The 21508-nt window shown below is 59.1% G+C and carries 19 protein-coding genes; 10 read left to right on the top strand and 9 right to left on the bottom strand.

The window, feature by feature from the left end; translation table 11 throughout:
* Nucleotides 1-64 precede the first annotated feature (64 nt).
* The 6 genes from AB5Y67_RS12495 to ruvA form a co-directional block, all read right to left on the bottom strand.
* Nucleotides 65-376: a cyd operon YbgE family protein gene (locus AB5Y67_RS12495; RefSeq protein ID WP_041202810.1), complete on the bottom strand. Its 312-nt coding sequence runs from the start codon at nt 374-376 to the stop codon at nt 65-67.
* Complete coding sequence (gene cydX, locus AB5Y67_RS12490; RefSeq protein ID WP_005304933.1) at nt 363-479, bottom strand: cytochrome bd-I oxidase subunit CydX; 117 nt, start codon at nt 477-479, stop codon at nt 363-365. Before cydX ends, AB5Y67_RS12495 begins: the two co-directional genes overlap by 14 nt.
* Nucleotides 480-493: 14 nt before the next feature.
* Complete coding sequence (gene cydB / locus AB5Y67_RS12485) at nt 494-1630, bottom strand: cytochrome d ubiquinol oxidase subunit II (RefSeq protein WP_005335741.1); 1137 nt, start codon at nt 1628-1630, stop codon at nt 494-496.
* Between the two features lie 11 nt (nt 1631-1641).
* Nucleotides 1642-3198, bottom strand: coding sequence for a cytochrome ubiquinol oxidase subunit I (locus tag AB5Y67_RS12480; protein WP_005335743.1), 1557 nt, complete (start codon nt 3196-3198; stop codon nt 1642-1644).
* A 934-nt stretch (nt 3199-4132) separates the two neighbouring features.
* Nucleotides 4133-5143 carry a Holliday junction branch migration DNA helicase RuvB gene (ruvB, locus tag AB5Y67_RS12475; RefSeq protein WP_005335744.1) on the bottom strand — a complete coding sequence of 337 codons (1011 nt, stop codon included), beginning with the start codon at nt 5141-5143 and terminating at the stop codon, nt 4133-4135.
* An 8-nt stretch (nt 5144-5151) separates the two neighbouring features.
* Entirely contained in the window at nt 5152-5766 is a 615-nt protein-coding gene (ruvA, locus tag AB5Y67_RS12470) for a Holliday junction branch migration protein RuvA (protein ID WP_005335746.1), read from the bottom strand.
* 260 nt (nt 5767-6026) lie between these two features.
* Between ruvA and AB5Y67_RS12465 the strand changes: the two genes are divergently transcribed.
* On the top strand, nt 6027-8036 hold the full coding sequence (locus tag AB5Y67_RS12465) for a methyl-accepting chemotaxis protein (RefSeq protein WP_201992468.1): 2010 nt from the start codon (nt 6027-6029) through the stop codon (nt 8034-8036).
* A gap of 81 nt (nt 8037-8117) precedes the next feature.
* On the opposite strand, the gene lysE is transcribed toward AB5Y67_RS12465, so the two are convergent.
* Both lysE and AB5Y67_RS12455 read right to left on the bottom strand, forming a co-directional pair.
* Nucleotides 8118-8726 (bottom strand): L-lysine exporter, encoded by a 609-nt coding sequence (lysE, locus tag AB5Y67_RS12460; RefSeq protein ID WP_236367988.1) that lies wholly within the window; start codon nt 8724-8726, stop codon nt 8118-8120.
* A gap of 207 nt (nt 8727-8933) precedes the next feature.
* Complete coding sequence (locus tag AB5Y67_RS12455; protein ID WP_005335753.1) at nt 8934-9716, bottom strand: LuxR family transcriptional regulator; 783 nt, start codon at nt 9714-9716, stop codon at nt 8934-8936.
* Nucleotides 9717-9778: 62 nt separating this feature from the next.
* On the opposite strand from AB5Y67_RS12455, the gene AB5Y67_RS12450 reads away from it, so the two are divergent.
* The 6 genes from AB5Y67_RS12450 (at nt 9779) to AB5Y67_RS12425 (ending at nt 17325) form a co-directional block, all read left to right on the top strand.
* Nucleotides 9779-10429 carry an acyl-homoserine-lactone synthase gene (locus AB5Y67_RS12450; RefSeq protein WP_042081537.1) on the top strand — a complete coding sequence of 217 codons (651 nt, stop codon included), beginning with the start codon at nt 9779-9781 and terminating at the stop codon, nt 10427-10429.
* 201 nt (nt 10430-10630) lie between these two features.
* On the top strand, nt 10631-11530 hold the full coding sequence (locus AB5Y67_RS12445) for a LysR family transcriptional regulator ArgP (protein WP_236367983.1): 900 nt from the start codon (nt 10631-10633) through the stop codon (nt 11528-11530).
* Nucleotides 11531-11629: 99 nt separating this feature from the next.
* Entirely contained in the window at nt 11630-13666 is a 2037-nt protein-coding gene (locus AB5Y67_RS12440; protein ID WP_236367982.1) for an exoribonuclease II, read from the top strand.
* 254 nt (nt 13667-13920) lie between these two features.
* Nucleotides 13921-15561 (top strand): sensor domain-containing diguanylate cyclase, encoded by a 1641-nt coding sequence (locus AB5Y67_RS12435; protein WP_127006090.1) that lies wholly within the window; start codon nt 13921-13923, stop codon nt 15559-15561.
* Nucleotides 15562-15565: 4 nt separating this feature from the next.
* Entirely contained in the window at nt 15566-16669 is a 1104-nt protein-coding gene (locus AB5Y67_RS12430) for an EAL and HDOD domain-containing protein (RefSeq protein ID WP_005363003.1), read from the top strand.
* A 65-nt stretch (nt 16670-16734) separates the two neighbouring features.
* Nucleotides 16735-17325: an HAD family phosphatase gene (locus AB5Y67_RS12425; RefSeq protein ID WP_236367980.1), complete on the top strand. Its 591-nt coding sequence runs from the start codon at nt 16735-16737 to the stop codon at nt 17323-17325.
* A gap of 132 nt (nt 17326-17457) precedes the next feature.
* Here the strand turns inward: AB5Y67_RS12425 and hfq are convergent, their stop codons facing one another.
* Nucleotides 17458-17817 carry an RNA chaperone Hfq gene (gene hfq, locus AB5Y67_RS12420; RefSeq protein WP_005335772.1) on the bottom strand — a complete coding sequence of 120 codons (360 nt, stop codon included), beginning with the start codon at nt 17815-17817 and terminating at the stop codon, nt 17458-17460.
* A gap of 176 nt (nt 17818-17993) precedes the next feature.
* Here hfq and AB5Y67_RS12415 point away from each other — a divergent pair, with 176 nt between their 5' ends.
* Genes AB5Y67_RS12415 through AB5Y67_RS12405 form a run of 3 tightly spaced genes read left to right on the top strand, consistent with a single transcriptional unit; the run spans nt 17994 to nt 21473 of the window.
* Nucleotides 17994-19265 carry a paraquat-inducible protein A gene (locus AB5Y67_RS12415; protein WP_058059687.1) on the top strand — a complete coding sequence of 424 codons (1272 nt, stop codon included), beginning with the start codon at nt 17994-17996 and terminating at the stop codon, nt 19263-19265.
* Entirely contained in the window at nt 19258-20907 is a 1650-nt protein-coding gene (pqiB, locus tag AB5Y67_RS12410; RefSeq protein ID WP_005335774.1) for an intermembrane transport protein PqiB, read from the top strand. Before AB5Y67_RS12415 ends, pqiB begins: the two co-directional genes overlap by 8 nt.
* On the top strand, nt 20904-21473 hold the full coding sequence (locus AB5Y67_RS12405) for a membrane integrity-associated transporter subunit PqiC (RefSeq protein WP_042656389.1): 570 nt from the start codon (nt 20904-20906) through the stop codon (nt 21471-21473). Before pqiB ends, AB5Y67_RS12405 begins: the two co-directional genes overlap by 4 nt.
* Nucleotides 21474-21508: the final 35 nt, after the last annotated feature.

Below are 21508 nucleotides of genomic sequence, written 5' to 3'. Positions count from 1 at the left end.
ATAGCGCAGGGCTGAATAGGAAAGAAGCAGGGGGAGACAGGGAAATCCTGCCTCCCCCCGTTTTTTATGAAAGGAAATATGAATGTGTCAGCCAGAGGCCATACAACAAACTGGGCCAGGCGAGCCAGGGGTTGAACAGCACACGTCCGGGCAGGCTTTTCAGATGAAAGCCAAGCCCGTTAAGTACGCCACAACAGACGGCCCACATCAGCCAGGGAGCAAGCCAGAGACCATGCTCGCTGGTGTTGGCCGCGATCAGATTGGGGGCCTGTAAAATAGCGACGGCCAACAAGGCCGCCGCGAGTAACATCAACCCCTGCCACGGCTGCCGCTCCAGTGGAGCGGCCAGCCTGGCGAGTCGATCACTTGTTTTCATCGATCTGACGATCCATGTTCTCGGTGTGTTCCAGCCATAGCGCATTGATGATGCCAAATGCACAGGCCAGCAACAGTCCCAGGATCCAGGTGAAATACCACATTGTCAGCGCACCTCTTAATAGAGAGATTGTTGGTTATCTTCGATGTGCTTGTTGGTTACCCGGCCAAACATCTTGATGTAAGTCCAGATGGTGTAACCCAGCACAATCGGTACGAAGATCGCTGCAGCCACAGTCATCACCTGCAAGGTGTTGAAAGAGGCGGTAGCATCCCACATGGTCAGGCTCAGTGACGGCTCAAGGCTTGAGGGCATCACGAACGGGAACATGGAGAAACCGGCAGTGAGGATGACCCCGGCAATCGCCAGCGAGGAGCTGGTAAACGCCAGCCAGCCGATGTTCATGCGGGCAAACAGCGCAGTCAGCAGGCTCATGGCCAGACCCAGTACAGGGGCGGCCACCATCCACGGATAGAGGGTGTAGTTGTTCATCCAGGCACCAGCCTGCAGGACAACTTCCTTGTTCATCGGGTTGGATACCGCGTCAGTCGCGGCAGCCTTGACGATGACATACCCTTCCATACCGCTTACCCACCAACCCGCGGCAGCAAACAGCACCAGGGTCAGCAGTGAGCAGATCATGGCGGCAGTGCGGGAACGTGCCAGCACTTCACCGTCGGTCTTCATCATCAACCAGGTTGCGCCCTGGGTGAGCAGCATGAACAGGCTCACCAGACCAGCAAGAATGCCGAACGGGTTAAGCAGACCAAAGAAGTTGCCGTGATAGGTCAACATCATGAACTGGTTAAACTCGAACGGAACGCCTTGCAGCAGGTTGCCAAAGGCCACACCAAAGACGATGGGCGGTACGGCGCTACCGGCGAACAAGGCCCAGTCCCAGTTGCTGCGCCATTTTGCATCAGCACGCAGGGAGCGGTACTTGAAACCGACCGGACGCAGGAACAGCGCCATCAGAGTCAGGATCATGGCGATGTAGAAGCCGGAGAAGGTCGCGGCATACACCATCGGCCAGGCGGCGAACAAGGCACCACCGGCAGTGACCAGCCAAACCTGGTTACCTTCCCAGTGCGGTCCCATGGTGTTGAGCATCACGCGGCGCTCGACATCTTTCTTGCCGACGAACGGGAGCAGTGCGCCTACCCCCATGTCGAAGCCGTCAGTGATGGCAAAACCGATCAGCAGTACGCCGACCAGAGCCCACCAGATGACACGCAGAGTTTCGTAATCAAACATGGTCGCTCTCCTTATGCCTTGATCTGTTCAAAGTGATACTTGCCAGTCTTCAGGCTGCTGGGGCCAAGACGGGCATACTTGAACATCAGGTACATCTCGATAACCAGAAGTACGGTATAGAACAGGCAGATACCGATCAGAGAGAACCAGATCTCGGCTGCAGGCAAGTTGGATGCAGAGAGGGAAGTCGGCAACACCTCTGCAATGGTCCACGGTTGGCGACCATATTCAGCAACAAACCAGCCAGCTTCGATAGCTATCCACGGCAGCGGGATACCCCACAGCAGACCCTTGAGCAGCCACTTGCGCTTGCCGATCTGGTGACGGGCACTGTCATAGAAGGCCATACCAATCAGCACCAGCATCAGCATGCCGACGGCAACCATGATGCGGAAGGCGAAGAACAGCGGCAGAACCTGCGGGATGGAGTCATCCACTGCGGCCTTGATCTGCTCGTCGGTAGCATCGGTCACGTTGCTGGTGTAGCGCTTGAGCAGCAGACCGTAGCCCAGATCCTGCTTCACTTCGTCGAAGCGAGCGCGGGTCTCGTCAGACTTGTCACCGGATTGCAGCTTGGTCAGCAGGTCGTAAGCGGTCATACCGTTACGAACGCGCAGTTCGTGCTCGCTCTTCAGATCCTTCAGACCGGTTACCTGACCGTCCAGAGAACGGGTCGCGATAATGCCCAGCGCATAGGGGATCTTGATGGCGTAGTCGGTGCGCATCTCTTCCTGATTCGGAATACCGAACAGGGTAAAGGCGGCCGGAGCAGGTTCAGTCTCCCACTCAGCTTCGATAGCGGCCAGTTTCACCTTCTGCACTTCACCGGTCTCGTAACCGGATTCGTCACCGAGGATCAGCACGGACACGATGGAAGCCATACCGAACGCGGCGGCAATGGCGAAGGAGCGACGGGCGAACGCCACATCACGATTCTTCAGCAGGTAGTAGGAGGAGATACCCAGCACAAACATGGCGCCACAGGTATAACCAGCCGCCACAGTGTGGACGAACTTGACCTGAGCAACCGGGTTGAGCACCACGTCAGCGAAGCTCATCATCTCCATCCGCATGGATTCGAAGTTGAACTCGGCACCGACCGGGTTCTGCATCCAGCCGTTGGCGACCAGGATCCAGAGGGCGGAGAGGTTGGTACCCAGCGCCATCAACCAGGTGGCAGCCAGATGCTGATGCTTGCTCAGACGATCCCAACCAAAGAAGAACATCCCGACGAAGGTGGACTCCAGGAAGAAGGCCATCAGCCCTTCGATAGCCAGCGGGGCCCCGAAGATATCGCCGACATAATGGGAGTAGTAAGCCCAGTTCGTCCCGAACTGGAACTCCATGGCCAGACCTGTGGTGACCCCCAAAGCAAAGTTGATACCAAACAACTTACCCCAGAATTTGGTCATGTCCCGGTAGATGGTGTTGTTGGTCATCACATAGACGGATTCCATGATCGCCAGGAGAAAGGCCATTCCCAGCGTCAGGGGTACAAACAAAAAGTGATAAAGGGCCGTCGCAGCGAACTGGAACCGCGATAGGTCTACCACATGCTCAGCAATCATGATGTTTCCTCACCGATTATTGGCACGGCTATTTTAAGTTTTAAGCACAAAGCTTCCGTTGGAGGTTAGCGAATGAGCCTTATTGGGACGTGTCACAACAAAACGCGTTCAGTAACCACTGGCATTAACAACAAGGCAATACGAGAACACAAATAAAGCTAATGTTTAACAATTCCAAAACAATCAGCCTAAATTTATTCTCGCCCATGATGACCGGGTTTTTATATCACCTTTATTTGATTGAAATCAATGTAAAAGGACCCGCCATACATGGCTTTGAAAGGCATTTTTAATCTATTTCACGATTATTGACGCGAGCCAGATCACAAAACACGATAAAGCGTAAAACATTGATTTAAATCAATTTAAGAATTTAACATCCCGCCGCTCGGTTTAATTTGAAAAGCGTGAATGACGCGCCTTTTTCCATGTTATCCGAGTCAGGCAATCTGATTCGAAAACTCAATTTAAAATTGCAAAGAATGCATACTCATGCGAACCAATTTCATCAATAAAGACATTAGATAAACTAATTCGAAGAGTGCAATTTTTCTTGTTTGCCGGGGTCGATTCGAACTCCTACAATGCGCCTCGCAGTGAGGGCATACCCTTGGATACAGGCCGGTTAATCCGGGTTCACGGTACGTATTCGACGATCAATTTGAACCTGTCTATTGGAATCGAAGATGAAAAAGTTTGTTGCTAAAACCATCCGTTACTACAAGCTTTCCTTTGTTCAGCTCTATCAACTGAACCGACTCTGAGAGCTCGCGACGGCTCACCTGTTTATTTTCCGGTCTGTGTCCAGACGCACTCACTGTCTGTGAACATCCATCCTGAATTGTCTTTGCCCACCGCATCCGCCGTGGGCTTTTTTTTGCCCGGATAATAAAAAACCGCCTTTGACGGCGGTTTCATGTTCAAACGACTGTTTTTACTTCTCATCTGGTCGCTGAAGACCGAAATGAGCGTAGGCTCGTGTGGTCGCAATCCGTCCTCTGGGTGTACGTTGCAGATACCCTTGCTGGATCAGATAAGGCTCCAGCACATCTTCGATAGTATCTTTCTCTTCCCCGATCGCGGCGGCCAGATTATCGAGACCCACCGGGCCCCCCATAAACTTGTCTATCACAGCCAACAATAACTTGCGGTCCATGAAGTCGAAGCCTTCATTATCGACATCCAGCATGTCCATGGCGCGAGCAGCAATGGGGCCGTCGATCCGGCCATCGGATTTCACCTGGGCAAAGTCGCGCACCCGCCTTAACAAACGGTTAGCAATCCGCGGCGTGCCGCGAGAGCGACGGGCGACCTCAATGGCACCATCTTCCGTCATGTCTAGCCCCAGACAACGGGCGCTGCGGGAGACGATATCGGTCAGGTCTTTGACGTTGTAGAACTCCAGCCGCTGGACGATACCGAAGCGATCCCTCAGCGGGCTGGTCAGTGAACCTGCCCGAGTGGTGGCGCCAATCAGGGTGAAGGGAGGCAGATCCAGCTTGATGGAGCGAGCTGCGGGTCCCTCCCCGATCATGATGTCGAGCTGGTAATCCTCCATCGCCGGATAGAGCACCTCCTCCACCACAGGGCTGAGGCGATGGATCTCGTCGATGAACAGCACATCGTTCGGTTCGAGGTTGGTGAGCAGCGCCGCCAGATCCCCCGCTTTCTCCAGCACCGGGCCGGAGGTGGTCTTGATATTGACCCCCATCTCGTTGGCGACGATGTTGGCGAGGGTGGTCTTGCCCAAGCCCGGCGGGCCGAAGATCAACAGGTGATCGAGCGCTTCACCCCGCTGACGGGCCGCTTCGATAAAGATCTCCATCTGCTCGCAGACGGTATCCTGACCGGTGTAATCAGCCAGCTTCTTGGGGCGGATCGCCCGGTCAATAATGTCATCCTCACGGGCAGCACTGGCCGAAATGAGGCGGTCTGCTTCAATCATCAACTACCTCATACCAGGCTACGCAGGGATTCACGGATGATATCTTCCACCGACATCCCCTCTTTGGCGATCTTGCTGACAATCTGGCTAGCCTGCTGCGGCTTGTAACCGAGGGCCACCAGCGCACTGGCCGCCTCTTCGGTCACATCCGGTGCCCGCAATTCTGGTTCACTGGCTGGCAAGGTGACCATGGCCGGGGAGAAGAGGTCGTGACTGACCCACCCCTTGAGGCGATCCTTCATCTCCACCACCAGCCGCTCTGCGGTCTTCTTGCCGACTCCCGGCAGTTTGACCAAAGAGCTTATCTCTTCACGTTCGACACTCAGCACGAATTGGGTAGCTGTCATGCCGGAGAGAATAGCCAGCGCCAGCTTGGGGCCGACTCCGTTGGTCTTGATCAGCTCGCGGAACAGTGCCCGCTCCTGTTTGTGGTTGAAACCATAGAGCAACTGGGCATCTTCCCGCACCACGAAGTGAGTATGGATGGTCGCTTCCTTGCCGATCTCCGGCAAATCATAGAAGCAGCTCATCGGCATCTGCACCTCATAGCCAACCCCGCCCACTTCCAGCAGGACCTCGGGGGGCTGCTTTTCAATGACAATGCCTCTCAAGCGACCAATCACGGCTCTCTCCTCACCAATACAACTATTCGTAAATTGGCTCATAGCATAAAGAATAACTGGATAAGTATCCAGCATAGGGCAGCAACCCCCTTGTGGTCAGAGAGGCTTTTTATCCAATTTTCCACCATGCTTGATCGGGTGCAGCCAGTGCACGGGATGTTTAAGCGCCGCACCGCCCCCCGAGCGGGGGATAAATCACTACACTAAACCCGTTCGGAACCGAAACTGGTGCCAATGTCGATACCAAGGAAGGCCATCACATGAAAATTGTTACCACCTCCAATCTGGGTCTTGCCATATTGCTCGGCTGTACGCTGGGCATGGGGGTCGTTGGCTGGTATGGCAGCCAGCGGCTAGCCAATCTGCTCTCCTATGTCCTGGGCGCCGCCTGGCAGACCGCTGACGGTGCCATGGAGGGCTCCATAGAGCTGGGCAACCAACAGCTACAGATTCAGAAGATGCAAAACGGAACCCCGCTCAATCGCGCCGAACTCGATGCAGCCAAGGCGGCGACCGATGACGCGCTGGCCCGGGTCAGCCAGGGGCAGCTCATTGATGGTGCAGCCCTTGCCACCATGGAACAGCACAAGCAGGACTATCAACAGCAACAAGAGAAGCTGCTGGCGCTCTATCACGCCTATACCAAGGTGGATCAGGCACTGCATCACAACGCCGATCTGATGGCCCGCCTCTCGACCCAGCTGGAGGTGGTCGGCGATGGGGCAGTCGAGGCGCTGACCCAATCCCCCGACCAGACCATTAGCTGGAACAGCGGCCTCTCCACCCGTTGGGAAGCGGCCGATGGGGGGATGGAGTCCAACATAGGCTTTTTGCGCCAGCTCTATGCGCTGGAGAAGATGCGCAGACAAGGAGTCACAGAGGCGATCAAGGCCGAGCTGAAAGAAGCGACCGAGTTCTACCACGAAGCAATCGACAGCATGCTCGGCACCGGGCTGTTCGATATCGAGGGAACCGGCGAATTTGCCGGCAAGACACTGTCGGCAGAGTATCGCGCCCTGTTGGCCCGGCATCAGCAACTGATGGGACAGTGGGTCGATGCGCTCGGCAGCTATCAGGCCCAGCAGTCCGCCTATGAGGTCAGTGCCGATGAGCTGCGACAACAGCTGGTTGCCATCGAGGAGAGCGGCGATGCCACTGTCGAGGATCAGGTGGCCCAGCTCAACGGCATCATCAGCCAGATCCGAACCCTGCTGCTGGGTGGCCTGTTGCTGAGCCTGATCATGGTCACCCTCTGCGGCTTCTGGCTGACCCGCAAACTGGTAACCCCACTGCTGCAAGTGGACAAACGAATGCAGGATATCGCCGCCGGCGATGGGGACCTCAACGCCCGCATCAACCTGCAACGGGATGACGAGATAGGCTCGCTGGCCAACAGCGTGGATCGTTTCATCGAGAAATTGCAGAAGATGATCAGCTCCACCATGGACAACAACCAACACATCAGCGAACACGTTCACACCTCGGTCAACCGGGTGGAGGCAATCAGCCAGAGCAGCCGCCAGACCGCCGAACATGCGCTGGCCCTGCACCACGACAGTGAACAGATGGTGCAAGTCGCCACAGGTATCTCGGACAACTGCAGCATGGCGGCCCACAATGCCAATGAGGTGCGCCAGCTGACCACCGAGAGCAGCCAGTATGTCGCCTCCGCCAGCGCGGGCATGCAGCGGGTGGTACAGGAGGTGAGCGAGTGTGCCATCGCCATCAACTCCCTCAAGGAGCAGGCGGGTCAGATTGGCCAGATCATCTCCACCATCAGTGGCATCTCGGAGCAGACCAACCTGCTTGCCCTCAATGCGGCTATCGAAGCGGCCCGCGCGGGGGAGATGGGGCGTGGCTTTGCGGTGGTTGCGGACGAGGTGCGCACCCTGGCCAATCGCACCGCGACATCAAGCGCCGAGATCAGCCAGGTGATCAGCAGCATCCAGCAGCAGACCGAGACCGCCTATCTGATGATGCAACGCAACCTCAAGACGGTGGAGTCCGGCATGCAGGACTCCGAGAACACCAAGCAGATCCTGTTCAAGGTGGAAGGCGCCATCGACCAACTGGCCGACATGGTACAGCAGGTGGCCGTGGCTACCGGGCAACTGTCACACACTCTGAGCCACTCCTCTGACAAGGTCTCCGGCATTAGTCTGCAAGCCAGAACCGGCGAACAGGAGGCGCAGGAGTGCCTGCAGCTCGCCTCCTCGCTCCATCAAGCCAGCCTGCTGCAACAGCGCCTGCTCTCCCAGTTCAGGGTCTGACCCCTTTCAATAGCAAAGATGCCACTCATGTGAGTGGCATCTTTTTATTACCGGTCGTTCATTCCTGCCGCCTTAACTTCCTCAACGTCCTATGGCCAGTTGAACAGCCAGGCTCAGCATGATGATGCCAACCAGCAGATCGATCCCCTGCTGCACCCGGCTGCGGGCCAACCAGGGCGCCAGCGCCGCGGCCCCCAGCGCCAGCGAGTAGAACCACACCAGCGAGGCTAGCATGGCCCCTGCAGCAAAGGCCGGACGCAGGGACTCACTCACCTGACTGCCAAGGGAGCCGAGCAGCATCAATGTATCGAGATAGACGTGAGGATTGAGCAGCGTAACTCCCAGCGTCATCGCCAACACGCTTTTGGCCCCCATCTGCTGAGCAGACTCGGCAAGCCCCTCCCCTTTACCACGCCAGGCACTGAGCAGAGAACGGCCACCAAACCAGCCGAGAAACAGCACGCCCCCCCAGGTGAGCAGCGCCATGCCGAGGGGGCTGGTGGCCAGCACATTGGCCCCGCCAAATACGCCGATAGCAATCAGGGTGAGATCGCAGAAACTGCATAGCGTGGCCGTCAGCAGATGGTGATTGCGATGGATGCCCCGGCTCAGCACAAAGGCATTCTGGGCGCCGATGGGGATGATCATGGTCAGACCGATGGTGAAGCCTTGCAGTGTCGTTGCGAGCATCATGGAGAGTACCGTTCGAAATGATGAATGAGCGGCACTATAGCGATGGTAGTTCCCTCTTAGAAATTCATTGATTTACTGATTGATTCATTTTGCTAATAAAAACCGGCATACCCAGCCGCTGTTCCAGCCCTTGTCAATTACCGGATCTGACAATTGTGACCCTCAGAGTGCGGCAGGAGAATCTGTTGCGCCTGTGGGCTCAGCCTACTGCAGCAATCTGGGGAAGTTGGTAACCACGACTTGCTCCAGATTGGGCAGCAACAGCCCCGTACTAACCCCTTTGGCAATGGCCTGATAGCGGTTCATTGAGCCGGTTTTGCGGGTGACCTGATTGAGATGGTAATTGACCGTGCGCTCCGTGATCCCGAGGATGCAGGCGATCTCGCTAGAGGTCTTCCCTTCGCTGGCCCAGAACAGGCACTCGGTCTCGCGCTCGGTCAAGGGGTCTTTACCCGCACTGTCCATCATGCTGAAACGCACCACCCGAATGGCCGCCTCGAAGATGTAATTGGACATCCAGGAGAGGATCGGCGAGGACTCCAGCAGCAGGTCGCTCGAGGCCCGTTCGGAGGTGATGAAGGAGAGAATACCGTTCTCCCCGGCAGCACCGTGCAGAGGGAAGGAGATGCCGTTACGCAACCCGAACTCGGCTGCCAACCCCATCACGTCCATGGTTCCCTCCTGCAGAAAACTGGCCCGCTCATCGAGGCGGTTCCAGTAAATGGGCAGCGTCTGCTTGCGTGCCAGCCGGATCACCGGATCGCACGCCAGCATGTTGTTTTCGGTATAGGCCTGCACCCAGGAATCGGGGCACTGGTTGAACAACACCACCTTGGGCCTTTGCATCGACATCGGCAGGATCAGGGCGAAGCGATAGTAGTCATAGCCCATCCCGAGCGTAAAGCGACCGATCAGTTCGGCCAGACGATTGCCGTCCGTCACCGAAGTGAAATGTTCGAGGTACTCAAGCAGTTGGTCTCTGTTCATATGAAAGCCCCCTTGGCCAGACATGTGATTATAACGGCGAATAGCAAGATAGAGGGTCCATAATGTTGGTTTTTAAAGGAAAATTGAGAGAACATCCACGAAACGAGGTGGAGAATGAACTCTATCGCTTTCGAAATCGCGTCTTTTCCGACCGGCTAGGCTGGGATGTCGAGTCTCATCGGGGCCTGGAGCGTGACAGCTTCGACACGCCAGACACCCATTGGGTTCTGATCGAGGACGAGCAAGGGCTGTGTGGCTGTATTCGTCTGCTCAACTGTGCCGATGCCTATATGCTGCCCACCATCTTCCCCACCGCCCTTGCCGGTGAAAGCGCGCCACGCACCCCCGATGTCTGGGAACTCACCCGTCTGGCTATCGATGCCCAGCGCGCACCGCGCATGAGCAATGGCGTCAGCGAACTCACTTGCGTCATCTTCCGCGAGGTCTATGCCTTCGCCCATGCCCACGGGATCCGGGAGCTGGTCGCCGTCGTCAGCCTGCCGGTGGAGCGCATCTTCCGCCGACTTGGCCTGCCCATCGAGCGGCTCGGTCATCGGCAGGCGGTCGATCTGGGGGCTGTAAGGGGCGTTGGCATCCGCTTCCATCTGGATGAGCGCTTCGCGCAGGCGGTCTCCCAACCTCTGCTGGGCCATTATCAAACCAGCCATTATCCACTGCAGCAACCGTCACCGGTGCTGGCAGTTCACTCATAAAAAATCCCGGGAAAACAGACCCGGGATAAAGATGTCGCTACGATCTGCGCAGGGCTACCCCATGCGGCACCAGAGAGTATCCTCCCTCAATGGCCTGACCACTACTGTCAAAAATCACAGCGCAACGCCCCTTCCACCGCCCATTGTTGTCCCCTGCCGAGTGACGTAGAGTCAGCCCTTGGGCAACGGAAGGGGGAGAAGATGAAAGAGCTGGACTACAAACTGCTGCGGGCGCTGGATGCGGTACTGCAGGAACAAAACTTCGATCGGGCGGCCAAGTCGCTCCATATCACCCAGTCGGCCATCTCCCAGCGGATCAAGCAGCTGGAGCAACAGTTTGCCGAGCCGCTGCTCATTCGTAGCCAGCCGCTGCAGGCCACCGCGCTCGGTCAGAAGCTGCTGGCCCACTATCGGCAGGTACATCAGCTCGAGCTCGAACTAGCGGGGGAGCTGGCTCCCGATGAACCGCAGGGGCCAATCCAGATCAGCATCGCCGTCAACGCCGACAGCCTGGCCACCTGGTTTTTGCCCGCCATTGCCCCCTTGTTGAAACAGCACCCCATCGAACTCAACCTGCTGGTCGATGACGAGAGCCGCACCCTCGACAAGGTCCGCGAGGGTCAGGCCTTTGGTGCGGTCAGCCTGCATCCCCAGCCGCTGGCGGGTTGCTGCGTCGACGAGCTAGGTGAGATGAACTATCTACTTACCGCCAGCCCCGCCTTCGTTGCCCGCCACTTCCCTCGCGGCCTGACCCGCGAGGCGCTGGCCAAGGCACCGGCGGTGGCGTTCGATCAGCGCGATGACATGCATGTGAGCTTTATGAGGGAACACTTCGGGCTGGAGCCCGGCGGTTATCCCTGCCATACGGTCCACTCGTCAGAGGCCTTCGTCGCCATGGCCGAGCAGGGGTTGGCCTACTGTCTCATTCCCGAATTGCAGATAAGAGGCCAGCTGGCAGGCGGGTCACTACTCAACCTCAGTCCCGACCACGTCCTGACGGAACGCCTCTACTGGCACCGCTGGGTACTGGAAAAAGGGGTTCACAAGCAGCTCTCCCAACGGCTTATCGACCATGCCAGATCGCAGTTGAAACCACGCTGAACAGGCCATTCACCTTGGCTTTGCAGGGCTAAAAACGTATAGTGCTGGGCGATCCTTCATCAGGTCTCCACCCAGGTTTTCACTTCAGGTTCCTCACTTATGTTCCAAGACAATCCGCTGCTGGCCCAGCTCAAGCAACAAATCCGCGAAAACATCCCGAAGAAAGAGGGTGTGATCCGCGCCTCGGACCGGGGCTTCGGCTTTCTGGAAGTCGATGAGAAGACCAGCTATTTCGTGCCGCCTCCCTACATGAAGAAGGTGATGCACGGTGACCGGGTGACCGCCCTGATCCGCACCGAAAAAGAGAAGGAAGTGGCCGAGCCGGATACCCTGCTGGAGCAGTCCATCACCCGCTTCGTGGCCCGGGTCAAGATGTTCCGCGACCGCCTCAACGTGGTCGCCGACCACCCGCTGATCAAGGATGCCATCAAGGCCCGCGTCAAGAAGGGGCTGGATGAGAAAGAGTTCAAGGAAGGTGACTGGGTGGTGGCTACGCTCAAGCGCCATGCGCTGGTCGACGGCAACTTCTCTGCCGAGATCATCCAGAAGATCGCCGCCCAGGAAGATCACAATGTGCCCTGGTGGGTGGTGCTGGCGCGCCACAATCTGGCCCAGGTCGAGCCGGCTGATTTGCCGGAGTGGAAGGTCATCGAAGAGGAAGAGCTACCCCGTCGTGACCTGACCAAGGTGCCCTTCTTCACCATCGACGGTGCCAAGACCAAGGACATGGACGATGCGCTGGCCATCACCAAGCTGGACAACGGCTGGGAGCTGCTGGTCGCCATCGCTGACCCGACCGCCTATGTGGCCGAAGGGAGCGAGCTGGACAAAGAGGCGGCCCAGCGCGCCTTTACCGTCTACATGCCCGGCCGCAACGTGCCGATGATCCCGCGCACCCTCTCCGACGAGCTCTGCTCCCTGAAAGAAGGTGAGGAGCGCAACACCCTGTGTGCCCGTCTGCTCATCGCCGAAGATGGTCTGCTGCTGGAGGAGACCGAGTTCTTCGCCGCCCGCATCTGCTCCCACGCCCGCCTCAACTATGACGACGTCTCCGACTGGGCCGAGCATGGCAAAGAGCTGTCTATCGACGCAGGCGTACTGGCCCAGTTGCCGCTGATGAAGGCGATGACCGAAGCACGCATCGCGTGGCGCACCGAGCATGCGCTGGTATTCCCGGATCGTCCCGACTACGACTTCGAGCTGGGCGAGAATGGCGAAGTGCTGGCTATCCACGTCGAGCCGCGCCGCATCGCCAACCGCATGGTGGAAGAGTCGATGATCGCCGCCAACATCTGCGCCGGTCGCGTACTGGGCAAGAGCGTCGGTTACGGCATCTTCAACGTTCACACCGGCTTTGACGAAGAGTCTCTCGACGGCGCAATCGACCTGCTGAAGAGTGCCGAAGCCCCGTTCGAGCGCGACGAGATCGCCAGTCTCTCCGGCTTCTGTGCCCTGCGCCGCTGGATCGACAACCTCGACACCCGCTGGCTGGACGGCAAGATCCGCCGCTTCCAGAGCTATGCGCTGATGTCCTCCGAACCGGGCGCCCATTACGGTCTGGGTCTGGATGCCTACGCCACCTGGACCTCCCCGATCCGTAAATACGGCGATATGGTCAACCATCGTCTGCTCAAAGCGGTTATCGCCGGCAAGACCCCGGGTGAGCGCCCGAGCACCGAGCTCACCGAGCATCTGACCGCCTGCCGCCGTCTGCACCGCATGGTGGAGCGCGACATCGGCGACTGGCTCTATGTCCGTTACCTGAAAGCCGCCGCTGGCACCGATCAGGTGTTCAACGCCGAGATCATCGACGTGATGCGTGCCGGCCTCAAGCTCCGTCTGCAGGAGAACGGCGCTGTGGTCTTCCTGCCTGCCCGCCATATTCTCGACAACAAGGATCGGCTGGAGTGCAACTGGGACAACGGCCGCGTCTATCTGGACAAGACCGAGGTGGTCTACGAGCTCGGCCAGATCATCGAGGTGAAGCTGACCGAAGCGGTAGAAGAGACCCGCTCTCTCATCGCCAAACCGGCGGTCGATCTGGTACCGGGTCCGGCACCGGAAGCCCCGGCGGCCGAGAGTGCGCCAACCGATAGCAGTGAAACGCCCGCTGAGGCTGCCCCCAAGGCAGAATAAGCCGCGCAGAATCATCTGATCTGCCCGAGAGCCCGCCATCGTGCGGGCTCTTTTTTACCCAACACCCCGCCTTACAAGCTGCCATATATACCGTTATGGCACACAGTTCTAGCCACGATTGGCAGAGAACACAGTGAATGTCTCCACCAGAATGGCTGAAAGCAACCGTTATGTGCGCTGCCTCTCCTTTCTGACATATTAATCAAGGAGAAATATGTCTATACTCGCTTGGGTACAATCCAAGGGATATTGGTATGCAGGAATGGGACCCGGAACACTTCACCAACTTCGCTCAGTTATGCGAAGTGAGCCTCGCCACCATCCGTGAAAAGACCGATGCCGAACGCCTCTACCTCTGGCTAAAAGCCCCCGAACCGCAGCTCTACAGCTTTCAGCTCGATCAGGGGCTGACCACGCTTGATCTCGCCCATCTCGGTCAACTGACCCTGCCCCACCACCTGATCGACAAGGCGATGGAGAAGGGACAACTGGTGATCGAGCAGCTCCCACCACCGCCGGATCCCGGCGAAAATGTGGAGCCCGCCCAGCCGCAGTTACGCGCCTGTTTCCCTCTCAAACGTCACATGAAACTGGAAGGGGTCATCTATCTGGAGACCCGCCGCCGCATCGATCGCCTCTCCTCCCACCAGCGTCAGGGCATCCAGCTCCTTATCCACTATCTGACTGCCGAGCTCAGCAATCACCTGCTCTCCAGCCAGGTCAATCAGGAGCGGGACCAGCGGCTCCATACCCAGACCGATCTGGTACAGAGTCAGGCACTGCAGGGCTCCTTCCTCACCATGTTGCAGGCGCTGCACATGGTCAGCGTTACCCTCTCCCGCAGTCGCAGCGAGAACGATCTGCTGCGGGATGCCGTGCTGCTGGCCCGCAAGGAGCTGCAGTTCGATCGGGTTGCCATCTTCCTGATCGAACCCGATGGCAAGACCATGCGCGGCACTTGGGGCACCAGCGAAGAAGGCGAGCTGATGGATGAACACAACTTCATCAGCCCCATTCCAGATCACCCCACGGTGCAAGAGGCGCTCAGGCGCAAGGACTACGTACTGGTGATGGAAGATACTCCCCTCTACTACGAGAAGCAGCAGGTGGGCCGTGGCTGGAACGCCATGGTATCGCTATGGGATGGCACCACCCCCATCGGCTGGATCGCCGCCGACAACCTGCTCTGGCACCGTCCGCTCAAAGCCTATCAGAGCGAGATCTTCAAACAGTACGCCGCCATCCTGTCGCAACTGCTGATCCGCCAGCGCACCCAGGAGCAGCTGGAAACCCTCAACCGCCAGCTGGAAGCCCGGGTCGCCGAGCGCACCATGCAACTGGCCGAGACCAACCGGGCGCTGGAGGAGGCCAATCACCGCCTCTCCCTGCTGTCGCTGGAAGATCCCCTCACCGGCATCGCCAACCGGCGCCAGTGGGACATCACCATGCAGCGGGAGTGGGAGTGGGCACGGCGCACCCAGAACCTGCTGGCGGTATTGATGATCGACGTCGACGAGTTCAAGGCCTACAACGACCACTTCGGCCATGCCAAGGGGGATCTCTGCCTGCAACAGGTGGCCCATGTGCTGCGGGATGCTGAGCGGCGCTGCACCAATCTGGTCGCCCGTTACGGCGGGGAGGAGTTCGTCATTCTGCTCTGCGCCCCCCAACCCGGTGAGGCCGAACAGCTGGCCGGACGGATCCACGATGGTCTTGCCCGCTTGAAAATGCCCCATCCCGCCTCGCGGGTTGCTGATTTCATTACGGTTAGCATAGGCTTTAGCTATCTGGTTCCCTCCCTGGACGGAGCATGGCAGACCCTGACTGAACAGGCTGACCAGGCGCTCTACCACGCCAAGTCACAAGGGAGGGCCCGCACTCTGGCCTATCGGTGATCCCATGCTGTTGCGTCGCTACCCTATCTTCAATCGTCGCCTGGCTCTGGTGGCCTACGGCATCGACTATCAGCTCAGTTCCCCGGCCGAATGGCCTTCACTGGCGCAACATTGCCGCCTGCTGGCGCAGGGGCGTCAATATCTGGTGCCCTTCACCCACGAACAGCTCGATGAACAGCGTCCCATGCTGCTGGATCAGGACGCGATCCCGCTGGTTGAAGCCTCCAGTGAACGCCAGCCCAACTCGTTCCCGGTGCTGGAGCAGTGGCGCGACAGTCGGCGCAGACTGGCGGTGCACGGCGCCAACCGGGATCCGCGCTGGCTCGGCGCCAGCCGCTTGCTGGTGTACTGGATGGGGGAAGAGGGGATCTGCCAGCCCACCGAACACAAGCGGATGGCGCTGAACATCGAAACCTGGGCGGATTTTCTGCCGCTGCGGGAGGCGGGGGTCGACTTCTTTGCCGGCGGCTTTCTCGCCCGTCCCGAACTGGTCAATCAGCGGGCCAACCAGCCCGATATGGCGCTGGTACAGCAGATCCTCCAGCTCATCTGCCACGAAGAGTTCTCCTTCGCCCAGGTAGCCCGCCTGCTGGAGCAGGATGCCTGGCTGCCCGGCCTGCTGCTCACCTACGTCAACGCCCCCGGCTTCGATCATGCCGCCCCCATCACCTCGGTGCCCCGCGCCCTCTCCTATCTGGGGGAGCAGGAGATCCGCAAGTTCGTGCTGATCAACGGTCTGGCCCGGGTAAGCCAGCACATGCCGGAGGCCTGCACCCGCATGGCCATCGCCCGCGGCCGCTTCTGCGAGTTGATTGCCCTCACCGCCCTCGGTAAAGCAGAGGCAAGCTGGGCCTTTCTGGTAGGACTGGTGCTCGATGGCTCCCTGCTGTCGGAGCCGCTGATGGCCCACCTGCCCAAGAGCGTGCAGCGCGCCATCGAACTGCACGAAGGGCCACTCTTTCATCTGTTTCAGCTGGTCAGCACCTATGAACAGGGCAACTGGGCCCTGCTGGAACAGCTTGCCCCCAAATATCAACTCGATCCGGCCCAGCTCACCCCCGTCTATTTTCAGTCACAAATGTGGGGGCAAGCGTTTCTCACCAGCTAGGTGATGGCGAGGCGGGGAGCCACTGGCTAGAATGGGCTCCCTTTTTTCAGAGACTGACCCGCACCATGACGCTTTCCGGATTCCAAGGCCTGGTCTTTGACCTTGATGGCACCCTGGTCGACTCCATGCCGCTGCACCTCGCCGCCTGGGAACATACCGCCCGCGAGTTTGGCTTTCGCTTCGATGCCGACTGGTTCTATGAGCTGGGGGGCATGCCGAGCCGCAAGATAGCCCTGCTGGTCGCACAGGAGCAGCAGATCCCCCTCAATCCGCTCGAAGTCACCCGCTGCAAGACCGCCCACTATGTGGCCAACCTGCACAAGGCGACCGTCTTTTCGGCCATGCAGGCGCTGGTCGAGCGCTATCATGGCGTCATCCCGATGGGGATCGGCACCGGCTCGCCCCGCGTCAACGCCGAAGCGGTGCTGCGCAACACAGGGCTGGATCGCTACTTCTCTGTGGTGGTCACCGCAGACGATGTGGAGCTGCACAAGCCCAATCCAGACACCTTCCTGCTGGTCGCCAGCAAGCTGGGGGTCGAGCCATCAGGCTGTCTGGTGTTTGAAGATACCGGTATCGGGGTACAGGCCGGAGAAGCGGCGGGTATGCAGACCTGCATGGTCAAAGAGGGTCAACCGGTCGGCATAACGGCGTAGTGCGGAAAAAATATCGCCCTGCAAGGGGCGATAACTGGAACCGGCTCTCATACGGGACATGAATGAAAAATGAGAGCAGGCTCCGTCAGCCGCTGACGCAGGGCGCGTCAACGAGGAGTGCGGGGCAGACGATTACTCGTTGTTGCCGCCACCCTGATTGTCATCATAACGACCCGGCGCACCGTGGGGGCGCGGCGCCATGGAGACACGCGGCTTGCGAGCACGCTGGATGTTCACCTGCGGACGGCCGGTGTGCATGGCGATGGTGGAGATCTTGGCCTTGTAGACCAGCTGCTGGTTACCATGAGCATCGGTCAGCAGCACGCTGTACTGGTCGAACCCGCTGATGGTGCCTTCCAGCTTGATGCCGCTCACCAGAAAAATAGCGACCTGACTGCGGTTCTTGCGCAACCAGTTGAGGGCAGAATCTTGCCCGTTCCCGAGGGAGAAGGCTTGCTCAATCGTGGAGTAGCTGGGGGATTCAGTTGTCATAAATTATTGTCCCGCGGAAAAAAAGTGGCGTTTGATTGTGCTAAATGGGCACTGGCTTGTCAAAGTCATTCTCACTCCCGCCAGCAATAGCGGCCTCCGGGGGCTGGTCGCTGACCAGCACAACTGCGATAATCGCCAGCTCTGGCTCTACCACGGGCCTTATCTGGGGTTTTATCTTGCATCCGGTTTCACACCAACACCACACCACCTATGTCCATGATGCCACTGCCTGCGAAGAGTGTGACCTGCTGATACCGGCCACACCGCTCGAGGTGGGACAGGCCAGCTGCTGCCCCCGTTGCGGACACACCCTGAGTCGCCACCTGCCACAGCAGGAGTTGCGGCCGATCTCCTACGGGTTCGCGGCACTTATCATGTTCGTGCTCGCCAATGCCTTTACCTTTATGTCCTTCTCGGCCAAAGGGGTGGGCCAGGAGATGACCTTTTTGCAGAGCATCACCACCCTGGTGGATGAGGGCTATCTGTTTCTCGGCGCGGTACTGAGCCTGACCCTGATCGGCCTGCCGCTGGTTTATATGGGCTCCATCATGCTGGTGCTGTGGCGGGTCGATAAAGATCTGCACAGCAATGCCCTGCGCTCCCTCGGCCGTCTGCTCTGCCGGATCAAACCCTGGCTGATGGTGGATGTCTTTCTGGTGGGAGTGCTCATCTCGCTGGTCAAGCTGATGGGGATGGCCGACATCAAGATGGGGCTGTCATTCTGGGCTTTCGTCGGCTACACCGTGCTGCTCATCAAGATGATCTCCTCACTGGATCAGATGTGGCTGTGGCAGCGGCTGTTCGGCCCGACCGAGGCGCGGGAGATCGACCCGGAAGCGGGCGCGCTGGAATCAGGTCTGGTGGGCTGCCATATCTGTGGCGCCCTGAGCGAGGTGGGCAGCCACAGCTGCTCCCGCTGCGGCGGCAAGCTGCATGCGCGCAAGCCAGGCGGCCTGAACCGCACCTGGGCGCTGCTGTTTACCTCCGCCATTCTCTACATTCCGGCCAACGTCTATCCCATCATGGATACGGTGTTTCTCGGTGATGACAGCCCCTCTACCATCCTCGGCGGTGTGGTGCTGCTCTGGGCCATGGGCTCCTACCCCATAGCGGCGGTGATCTTTTTCGCCAGCGTGGTGGTGCCGCTGGTGAAAATACTGGCGCTATTCTGGCTTTGCTATATGGTGCAGCGCGGCAATGTCACTTCCCCCCTCGGCAAGCTCAAACTCTATCGCATGACCGAATTTGTCGGACGCTGGTCGATGATCGACGTCTTCGTGGTGGCCATTCTGGCGGGCCTGATCCGGCTCGACAATCTGATGACCATCTATCCCGGCCCTGCGGCCGTCGCATTTGCAGGTGTGGTGCTGATCACCATGGTCGCTGCCATGAGTTTCGACTCCCGCCTGATCTGGGATTTACAACAAGGAGAACGCGAACGTGAGTGAGCGTAAAAAAAGGTGGAAACCGGGCTCTGACTTTCTGAGCTCTGCCGCCGCAATCTGGATGGTGCCCCTGCTGGCGCTGTTCATCGGTCTCTGGATGCTGTTCCAGCACTGGTACTCCCAGGGCCCCAGTTTCACCCTGACAGTCGCCACTGCCGAGGGCATAGTCGCTGGCAAGACGGTGATCCGCTCCCGCGAAGTGGACGTCGGCCGCATCGAGGCCGTCGAGCTGAGCGATGACTACAGCCATGCCGTGCTGAAAGGACGGCTGACCAATGCCGCCTCCGGCATGCTGCGCGGTGACAGCCAGTTCTGGGTGGTCAAGCCCAGAGTGGGCCGTGAAGGGGTATCGGGTCTGAGCACCCTGCTCTCCGGCGCCTATATCGAGCTCGCCCCCGGCAAGAAAGGTCGGGCGCGGGACGAGTACGCCATGCTCGATAAACCGCCACTCGCCTCCCTCGATGCCAAGGGGCTGCGTCTCACCCTCAGCAGTCGCGACACCCGCGCGCTGGGGGAAGGCTCCCCCATCAACTATCAGGGCTTCACCATAGGTCAGGTGGAAGAGGCGAAGTTCCTGCCGGAAAAGAGCGAGATGCAGTATCAAATCTTCATCCACGCCCCCTATGACATTCTGGTGAGCAGCAACTCCCGCTTCTGGATGACCCCGGGCTTCGAGGTCTCCATGAGCAGCGAGGGGATGAAGGTGAAGATGGATTCGCTGGAGAGCCTGATCGATGGCGGCATCACCATGGGTCTGCCACCCGGCTGGGCGCCTGGCGAACCGGTCAAACAGATGGAAGGGTTCACCCTGTTCCAGGATGAGGCGAGCGTGCTGGCCGGTAGTCTGGATCAGTTCATCGACTACGTCTTCCTGTTCGATGACAACGTGGGTGGCCTGCACCCGGGCGCGGCGGTGCAGTATCGCGGCATTCGGGTCGGTACCGTCATCTCCGCCCCCTACCTCATCGAGGACAAGGGCGTGCAGATCTTCAAGAGCCGCCAGATCCCGGTGCTGGCCCGCATCGAGGTGCAGCGCCTCTCCCACCGCTATGCCAAGGCGGAGAAGGATCAGTGGCGTGCCCTGTTCGGCAAGCAGTTCAAGGAGGGGTTGCGTGCCAGCCTCAAGACCTCGAGCCTGCTGACCGGCGGCAAGATCATCGATCTCAACTTCTATCCGGACGCGCCACGTTTCGAGCAGGCCAAGCTGGCCGGTTATCAGGTCTTCCCCACCGTGCAGGGCGGGCTGGATCAGATCGAGCGCAAGGTGAACCTCATCCTCGACAAGTTTGTCGACATGGACATGGCGACCACCCTGACCAAGGTCAACGGGTCACTCACCACCCTGGATGGCACCCTGAAGAACATCAGTGCAGTCAGCGCCAACCTGAACAAGCTCACTGCCAAGGATTCCACCCAGCAGCTGCCCGCCTCGCTCAACGAGAGCCTCAAGCAGTTGCAGGAGACCTTGCAGGCCTATGATGCCCAGTCGCAGACCAATCAGGACCTGCGCCAGTCGGTGCAGACCCTCAATCAGTTGATGCGCGAACTGCAGCCGCTGGTGCACTCCCTCAACGAGCAGCCCAGCTCGCTGATCTTCGATCGCGCGCATCCATCGGACCCTGAGCCCAAGCGAGGCAAACAATGAAAAAAGAGATCCTGACGCTGGCCCTGTTGGGCCTGCTGGCGGGTTGCAGCAGCCAGCCAAGCCTGCACTACTACTCGCTCGATGCCGACAGCCAGCAACCCGTGACGGCCCCGGCCCAACCGCAGCACCAGTTGGTGCTGCGCCCGGTGGCGCTGGCCAGCCAGCTCGACCGGATCAGTTTGGTCTATCAGCTGGAAGGGCAAGAGCTGCACTTCACCGAGTACCATCGCTGGGCCGGTGCGCTGGACGATCAGCTCAACCAGCTCACCCTCAATGGCCTCTCCACCCGCCTGCCGGGCTGGGTGGTACGGCAGGATGGCGCCCGCAAGGGGCCGGTGCTGACCATTCTGGTGGAGCGCTTTCAGGGCCGTCATGACGGCAGCGCCGTGCTGAGCGGCCGCTGGCGCCTGCTGGCGGAAGATGGCACCGTGCTGCGCGATGCCCCCTTCCGTCAGGAGCGAGTACTGCCGGCCGATGGCTATAACGCGCTGGTGAACGAACTGGGTCAGGGCTGGCAACAGCTGCTCGACCAGATCGCCGCCGAGGTGCGCCAGAGCGCCAGCTAATCGCCCATCCGCCGATTGCAGAGATAAAAAAACGA

The organism is Aeromonas sp. s12, assembly GCF_040907925.1.
GTDB classification, from domain to species: Bacteria; Pseudomonadota; Gammaproteobacteria; order Enterobacterales; family Aeromonadaceae; genus Aeromonas; species Aeromonas veronii.
This window is presented reverse-complemented; position numbering and strand designations above follow the sequence as displayed.

What these genes read in the sequence shown, in the direction of transcription:
- AB5Y67_RS12495 (WP_041202810.1), bottom strand. Translation starts at nt 376, where the DNA reads ATGAAAACAAGTGATCGACTCGCCAGGCTGGCCGCTCCACTGGAGCGG.
- cydX (WP_005304933.1), bottom strand. Translation starts at nt 479, where the DNA reads ATGTGGTATTTCACCTGGATCCTGGGACTGTTGCTGGCCTGTGCATTT.
- cydB (WP_005335741.1), bottom strand. Translation starts at nt 1,630, where the DNA reads ATGTTTGATTACGAAACTCTGCGTGTCATCTGGTGGGCTCTGGTCGGC.
- AB5Y67_RS12480 (WP_005335743.1), bottom strand. Translation starts at nt 3,198, where the DNA reads ATGATTGCTGAGCATGTGGTAGACCTATCGCGGTTCCAGTTCGCTGCG.
- ruvB (WP_005335744.1), bottom strand. Translation starts at nt 5,143, where the DNA reads ATGATTGAAGCAGACCGCCTCATTTCGGCCAGTGCTGCCCGTGAGGAT.
- AB5Y67_RS12465 (WP_201992468.1), top strand. Translation starts at nt 6,027, where the DNA reads ATGAAAATTGTTACCACCTCCAATCTGGGTCTTGCCATATTGCTCGGC.
- lysE (WP_236367988.1), bottom strand. Translation starts at nt 8,726, where the DNA reads ATGCTCGCAACGACACTGCAAGGCTTCACCATCGGTCTGACCATGATC.
- AB5Y67_RS12455 (WP_005335753.1), bottom strand. Translation starts at nt 9,716, where the DNA reads ATGAACAGAGACCAACTGCTTGAGTACCTCGAACATTTCACTTCGGTG.
- AB5Y67_RS12450 (WP_042081537.1), top strand. Translation starts at nt 9,779, where the DNA reads ATGTTGGTTTTTAAAGGAAAATTGAGAGAACATCCACGAAACGAGGTG.
- AB5Y67_RS12445 (WP_236367983.1), top strand. Translation starts at nt 10,631, where the DNA reads ATGAAAGAGCTGGACTACAAACTGCTGCGGGCGCTGGATGCGGTACTG.
- AB5Y67_RS12440 (WP_236367982.1), top strand. Translation starts at nt 11,630, where the DNA reads ATGTTCCAAGACAATCCGCTGCTGGCCCAGCTCAAGCAACAAATCCGC.
- AB5Y67_RS12435 (WP_127006090.1), top strand. Translation starts at nt 13,921, where the DNA reads ATGCAGGAATGGGACCCGGAACACTTCACCAACTTCGCTCAGTTATGC.
- AB5Y67_RS12430 (WP_005363003.1), top strand. Translation starts at nt 15,566, where the DNA reads ATGCTGTTGCGTCGCTACCCTATCTTCAATCGTCGCCTGGCTCTGGTG.
- AB5Y67_RS12425 (WP_236367980.1), top strand. Translation starts at nt 16,735, where the DNA reads ATGACGCTTTCCGGATTCCAAGGCCTGGTCTTTGACCTTGATGGCACC.
- hfq (WP_005335772.1), bottom strand. Translation starts at nt 17,817, where the DNA reads ATGACAACTGAATCCCCCAGCTACTCCACGATTGAGCAAGCCTTCTCC.
- AB5Y67_RS12405 (WP_042656389.1), top strand. Translation starts at nt 20,904, where the DNA reads ATGAAAAAAGAGATCCTGACGCTGGCCCTGTTGGGCCTGCTGGCGGGT.